This is a genomic window from Kitasatospora sp. NPDC048239 (assembly GCF_043202015.1).
Taxonomy (GTDB): Bacteria; Actinomycetota; Actinomycetes; order Streptomycetales; family Streptomycetaceae; genus Kitasatospora.
On the sequence record NZ_JBICZP010000012.1, the window covers coordinates 276,708 to 282,977 of the forward strand.

A 6,270-nucleotide genomic window follows, 5' to 3' on the forward strand; every position below is an offset into this window, starting at 1 on the left:
GGCCTCAGTGGTGGCGGCCGGGTCCCGTGCTCGGGAGCGACGGCCCGGGCCCCAGGACGGCCCGGGCTCGGCGACGCCCGGGACCCGGCGACGCCCGGGGATCAGTGGCGGCCGTGCGCGATCTCGACGTTCTCCAGGACACCGACGGCGTCCGGCACCAGGATCGCCGCCGAGTAGTAGGCGCTGACCAGGTAGGAGATGATCGCCTTCTCGCTGATCCCCATGAAGCGGACCGAGAGCCCCGGCTGGTACTCGTCCGGGATGCCGGTCTGGTGCAGGCCGATGACGCCCTGGTTGTCCTCGCCCGTCCGGATCACCAGGATCGAGCTGGTGTTCTCCTTGGTGATCGGGATCTTGCTGCACGGCAGGATCGGCACTCCGCGCCACGCCGGCACCTGCTGCCCGCCGAGGTCGACGTGGTGGGGGTAGAGTCCGCGCGCGTTCAGCTCACGGCCGATGGCCGCGATGGTGCGCGGGTGCGCGAGCAGGTAGTCGGGGTCGCGGCGGCGGCTGAGCAGCTCGTCCAGGTCGTCCGGGGTGGGCGGGCCGGAGTGGGTCTGGATCCGCTGGTCGAAGTCGGCGTTGTTGAGCAGGCCGAACTCCGGGTTGTTGATCAGCTCGAACTCCTGGCGCTCGCGCAGCGCCTCGATGGTCAGCCGGAGCTGGTGCTCGGTCTGGTTCATCGGCTGGTTGTAGAGGTCGGCGACCCGGGTGTGCACCTTGAGCACGGTCTGCGCGACGCTCAACTCGTACTCGCGCGGCTTCAGCTGGTAGTCCACGAAGGCACCGGGCAGCTCGAACTCGCCGTGGTGGCCCGCGGACATCGCGATCTCGGCCTCGCCGCGCTCGTTCTGGCGCTGGAGCGGCAGCGCCAGGAAGTCGCGCAGGTGCGCCTGGAGGGCGGGCGAGCCGTCCCGGATGCCCTCGAAGTCCCGCCGGGGCAGGGACAGTACGGTACCGGCGGTGACGGCCTTGGCCGTGAACTCCCAGACCGCGTCCGGGTCGAGAACGGCCTGCTCGCCGAAGCGGTCGCCGTCACCGAGGGTGCCGACGACGGTCTCGTCGCCGTACTTGCCGGTGCCGATCTGGTTGATCTTGCCGTGGGCGATCAGGAAGATCCGGTCCGCCTGGGCGCCCTTCTCGGCCAGCAGCTCACCCGGGCCGAAGTCGCGCTGCTCGCAGCGGTCGGCGAGGGCGGTGAGCACGTCGTCGTCGTCGAAGCCGCGCAGCAGGGCGAGTTCGCCGAGCTCGCGCGGGATGACCCGGACCTCCGAACCGGTCTTGATGAACTCGATCCGGCCGTCACCGACGGTGTACGTGAGACGGCGGTTCACCCGATAGGCACCACCGGCGGCCTGTACCCAGGGCAGCACCTTGAGCAGCCAGCGGGAGGTGATCTCCTGCATCTGCGGTGCGGACTTGGTGGTGGTGGCGAGATTGCGGGCAGCGGCCGTGGTCAGGCTCGACTGCTGGGGTACCTGCTGCGTCTCCGGATTCGTGTCCACGGGCATCGGCAGGGTTCTCCTTCATCTGGTCAGGTCACGCCGACCCGTCTCGGCAGAGGCCATGACGGACCGTCAGATAGGCTTATCAGCATGGGATTTGACGAACTTGCGAGGGGCGTACGCGTCCACTCGGTTGGCCCATCCGGAACCCTAGATCACCAGCGCCAGACCGGGCCGCTCAGCGCACCCCCTGCCCCCCGATAGGGTGAATCTCAACGATGGAGTGGTTGGCATCCCTCAACCACCTCCGGACACATCTTCGAATCACTGCGCATGCGAATAGCCCGCGCGGGGGAACGCCCACCCCCCTGCGGACCCGACGAACCGGAGTGCGCCGGACCGGCGCACCACCCCTGCCCGGTGGGCACAGGTGTTCGCCTGATCGAACAAGGGGTTCGAGTGGCGGTCGACGGGGTGCCGGCGCCCCGCGCAGTCACTCCGCGCGCTCTCCCGGGCCGGGCTCCGGGGAGCGGTCGCGCCGGCTTTGGCCGCGGTGCCAGCGCCAGCCCACCAGGCTGGAGAGACCGATCAGGACGAGCCCGAGGACGGGCCACCGGCTGCCGACCAGCCTGACGTCGGCGCCCACCAGAACGACGATCGCCACCAGCGGCAGGAGCAGGGACACCAGCGCCCGCAGGCCGCCGGCGGCCATCCCGGGGTCGACCCGGGACGGCCCGGCCCGCCAGTCGGCGGCATCGCCGAAGTGGAAGGTGGCGGCCCTGGCCGCGATCCGGTCGGTCGCACGGGCGTACGACATCCCCATGTAGGGCAGCCACACCAGCGGCGCGACCGTCCCGACCAGGAAGACGACGCCCACCAGCCCCCACCCGGCGGCCGTCCGCCAGCGGGAGGGCGGCGGGTCGGCGTCCGCCCCGGTCAGCCCGAGCAGCCGCGCCATCCGGGAGATCAGCGACCAGAAGCCGCGCCAGCGGCCCACCCCGGGGCCCGTCACCGGACCCGCCGCGGCGGCCCGGCCGATCGCACGCTCGGCGCTCGCGACATCGGGGTACGCGCCCTGGAGCACCATCAGCTCGGCGGCCCGGGCGGGATCGGTCGGGTCCTTCCCGGACAGGGCGGCGAGTTCGAGCAGGAGCTGCGCCTGCGCCAGCAGCGCGGTGCAGAACGCGAACGGGACGAGCACCAGGAAGGGCCCGCCGACGAACGCGCCCTCGCTCTCGCTCACCCGCTTGGCGTGGGCGACCGCCCGGTCCACCAGCTCGGCGGGGGTGGCCTCGGGGTGTGTCTCGCGCAGCCTGGCGATCCGGCGGGCGGCACGGGGGCCGCGGTGGCGGACCGCGAAGACGGCGAGCACCTCGGCCAGTCGGGAGGGGCGCGCCCGGAGCGAGCGCACCAGCTCCCTGACCGGGGCCTCCGGTCCGTCGGGTCCCTCTGCTGCCATGTCCGTCCCACCGTGCACCGCGCGCCTTGGCCGCCGTGGGCCGGGGTGCCCCGGCGTCTCCCAGCAGCCTAGGTCCGATCCGGCCGGGATGCCCGGCGTCGCACCCCCGGCCAGGGTGACCTGACCGGCCGGTGCGGGCGCCGGTTCGGGCGCCGGTTCGGCCCGTCAGGTGCCGGTACGGGGGCGGCCGGCACCTGACGGGTGTTCGGGGGAGGGTCAGCCGGAGCCCGCGGTGAGCAGCGGGACGCCGGCGGGGACGGGGGCAGGGGCGACGGAGCAGAGCAGAGCGACGACGAGGGCCGTGCTCGCGGACGGGCCGAGACGGCTCACCTGTGTTCTGCGCATGACCAGTGAGCGTAGGGGGCGGCCGAGCCCGCGGTGCGCGGCTCCGCCTGGACCGGTATTGGCATATGACAGCGGAGCGGACGCGGCGGGCCATTGTGCCCGCACCCGCCGCCCGCCGGGCGGCCCGGCGTCCTAGGCTGCGCCCTTCACCCTTCCTACGCTCCGCCGTCCTTCTCTACGCTCCACCCGCCGCCGGGCCCGGGCTCACTCCGGTGCGGGCAGGACGTCGCACAGGGCGGCCAGCGCCGCCGGGTAGGCGTGGTCGGACGGGGTGGCGTAGCCGACCACCAGGCCGTCGGCCGCGGGCATCGCCGTCCCGGTGGCGAGTGGGTGCCGGTAGTCCGCGAGGCCGTCCACGGCCACGCCCCGGTAGGCGGCGGCCTTCAGGACGGACCGCTCGGTGCCGGACGGGAGGCGCAGCACGGCGTGCAGGCCGGCCGAGACGCCCGACACCCCGAGGTGCGGCGCCCGCTGCTCCAGGGCGGCGACCAGCTGGTCCCGGCGGTCCCGGTAGCGGCGGCGCATCCGGCGCAGGTGCCGGTCGTAGCCGCCCGAGTCGATGAAGTCCGCGAGGGTGAGCTGGTCGAGGACGCTGGCCCAGGCCTCCCGCTCGCCCTTGACGGCGAGCACCCGGTCCACCAGGTGCTCCGGCAGGACCATCCAGCCGAGCCGCAGCGCGGGCGTCAGGCTCTTGCTGGTGGAGCCGAGGTAGACCACCCGGTCCGGGTCCAGGCCCTGCACGGCCCCGACGGGCTGCCGGTCGTAGCGGAACTCCCCGTCGTAGTCGTCCTCCAGGACCAGTCCGTCGCTCCCCCGGGCCCAGTCGACCACGGCCGAGCGCCGGGCGGCGTGCAGCGGGCCGCCGGTCGGGAACTGGTGGGCCGGGGTGAGCAGCACCGTCCGCACCTCCGGGTGGGCGGCCAGCTCCCGGACCCGTGCGCCGTCCTCGTCCAGTGACAGCGGCACGGTCGGCACCCCGGCCCGGGCCAGCAGCGACCGGTGGAAGGCCAGCCCGTAGCCCTCGACGGCCAGCGGGCCGGGCAGCACGGCGGCCGCACCGTCGAAGAGCAGCCGCAGCGCGTGCGCGAAGCCGGAGCAGACGACGATCCGGTCCGGGTCGGTGCGCACCCCGCGCGCGCGGGCCAGGTAGTCGGCGAGGACGGTGCGCAGCTCCCGGCGGCCCTGCGGGTCGCCGGGCCCGAAGGCCTCGTTGGGCGCGGCGGTGAGCGCCCGGCGGCCGGCGGCCAGCCAGGCGGTGCGGGGGAAGGAGGCGGCGTCGGGCTGGCCCTGGCGCAGGTCGTGGGCGGGGCGGGGCGGCACGGAGGGCCGGCGGGAGCGGACCGGGCCGGCGGGCTGGGCCCGTTCGGCGACGGTGGTGCCGGAGCCCTGGCGGGCGGTGAGCCAGCCCTCGGCCACGAGTTCGGCATAGGCGTCGGCGGCGGTGTTGCGGGCGATGCCCAGGTCGGTGGCGAGCGAGCGGTAGGGCGGCAGCCGGGTGCCGGGGGCGAGCCGTCCGCTGCGGATCGCCTCACGCAGGGCGCTCATCAGTGCGGCGCGGCGGCCGCCGGTGGCGGGCAGTTCGAGGTGCAGGTCGCTGCCGGTCGACCGGGCCTGTGCGACCGGGGAGTCCGTCATGATCACGCACTCTATCGCCGGGCGCGCCGCGGCCCCGGGGCGGGCTGTGCCGGTTGCCCCGGGGCCTTCGGATCGCGCGGCCGCGCCTCGGACGGGCCGCGGCCCGGCCGGCGGTCGACCCCCGTCCCTTCGTGCCTCAGTCGATGCGGATCGAGTTCACGATGTAGGTGCGCACCTCGTTGCGGGTGCGCTCGGCGAGCGTCGAGTCCGTCGAGTAGGCGCTCACCGTCATCCAGGTGTTCCCGCCCTGGGGGACGCAGACGATGTTGGTGATCACGTCGTTGTTCCCGCCGATCACCTGGTAGTCGCCGTCGCCGGCGAGGTCCCAGACCTGGAAGCCCCGATCCGTCAGCGCGGTCTGCGCCAGGCCGAGGCAGTAGCCGAGGGTGTCGTTCTTGGTGAAGGTTCCCCAGTGCACGTACATCCGCGTGTCCCTTTCGTCCGCGGGCTGCGGGCCGTTGCTCCCGGCCCGTACACCGAGGATCGGGCGGCGGATGTCCCGGGGGCACGGGGCCGGCGTCCCGTTCCGGCCCCGCGCCGTGTCCCGGTCCGGTTCCGCCTGGAGGAGGGCCCTGGGGAAGGAGAGGGCCTAGGGAACGACGGTGACCGGCCAGCGGCCGGCCTTCACCAGCCGGACGGCGACCGAGCCGATGACCCGGTGCCCGGCCTGCTCGGAGGCGCCGACGACGACGGCGTCGGCGCGCAGGTCGTCCGCCATCCTGGCGAGCCCCGTGTACGGGTCGCCGCGGACGGTCAGGAATCGCCATGCCAGCTGCCACACGTCGCTCGTCCGCTGCTCCGCCTCGCGCAGTGCGGCCAGCAGCTCGTCGGCGATCTCCTGGGTGGTCTCCTCGACGACCGCGCCCGCGAGCGCGGTGGCCGCCCCGAGGACGGGCTGGACGTAGGCCACGGCGAGGGTCGCCTTCTGCCGCCGGGCGAGACCCGCCGCGTAGGCGGTCGCCCGCCAGGAGGACTCGGAACCGTCCAACCCCGCCAGGATCACCTTGGGCCCGTCGGTCCCCAGCTCGAACCCCGCCGGCGCGACCGCCGCCCCGGGCTCCTCGGCACCGCCGACGGCCTCTGCATCGCTCTCGTTGCTCATGGCCAGAGGCTATGCCCGACACGGTGGGTGAGCGGACGGGCCACGGTGGGTGGGGGTTGTGGTGCGGGCCACCCGGGAGCGGGTGACCGTGAGGCGGTTGCGGCACGCGCGGCAGGGGGGCCGTCACGCGCTGTCGACGATGTGCGCGGCCTCACAGCACTCCCGCTGTGGCCCGGGCCACTTTCCCGACCGGTTCGATCTTGAAAAAGCGGACATTTGGCTTCAAATCATGCCATTTACTTGATCCATACCACCGGTAACAGCACCCTGACGTGCCTAAACCT

Annotated in this window: 6 protein-coding genes; all 6 read right to left on the bottom strand. The window is 73.9% G+C overall.

Features of this window, described 5'->3' with window-relative positions; all coding sequences use genetic code 11:
• Positions 1-101 precede the first annotated feature (101 nt).
• Positions 102-1,511, bottom strand: a complete 1,410-nt coding sequence (locus ACGFZP_RS28765) for a family 2B encapsulin nanocompartment shell protein (RefSeq protein WP_392938678.1) — start codon at positions 1,509-1,511, stop codon at positions 102-104.
• Positions 1,512-1,938: 427 nt separating this feature from the next.
• Positions 1,939-2,904, bottom strand: coding sequence for a hypothetical protein (locus ACGFZP_RS28770; protein WP_392938680.1), 966 nt, complete (start codon positions 2,902-2,904; stop codon positions 1,939-1,941).
• A 216-nt stretch (positions 2,905-3,120) separates the two neighbouring features.
• Positions 3,121-3,249: a hypothetical protein gene (locus ACGFZP_RS28775; protein ID WP_392938683.1), complete on the bottom strand. Its 129-nt coding sequence runs from the start codon at positions 3,247-3,249 to the stop codon at positions 3,121-3,123.
• A gap of 204 nt (positions 3,250-3,453) precedes the next feature.
• Positions 3,454-4,884: a PLP-dependent aminotransferase family protein gene (locus ACGFZP_RS28780; RefSeq protein ID WP_392938685.1), complete on the bottom strand. Its 1,431-nt coding sequence runs from the start codon at positions 4,882-4,884 to the stop codon at positions 3,454-3,456.
• 136 nt (positions 4,885-5,020) lie between these two features.
• Complete coding sequence (locus ACGFZP_RS28785) at positions 5,021-5,308, bottom strand: hypothetical protein (protein ID WP_392938688.1); 288 nt, start codon at positions 5,306-5,308, stop codon at positions 5,021-5,023.
• Between the two features lie 165 nt (positions 5,309-5,473).
• On the bottom strand, positions 5,474-5,986 hold the full coding sequence (locus ACGFZP_RS28790) for a universal stress protein (protein WP_392938691.1): 513 nt from the start codon (positions 5,984-5,986) through the stop codon (positions 5,474-5,476).
• Positions 5,987-6,270 lie beyond the last annotated feature (284 nt).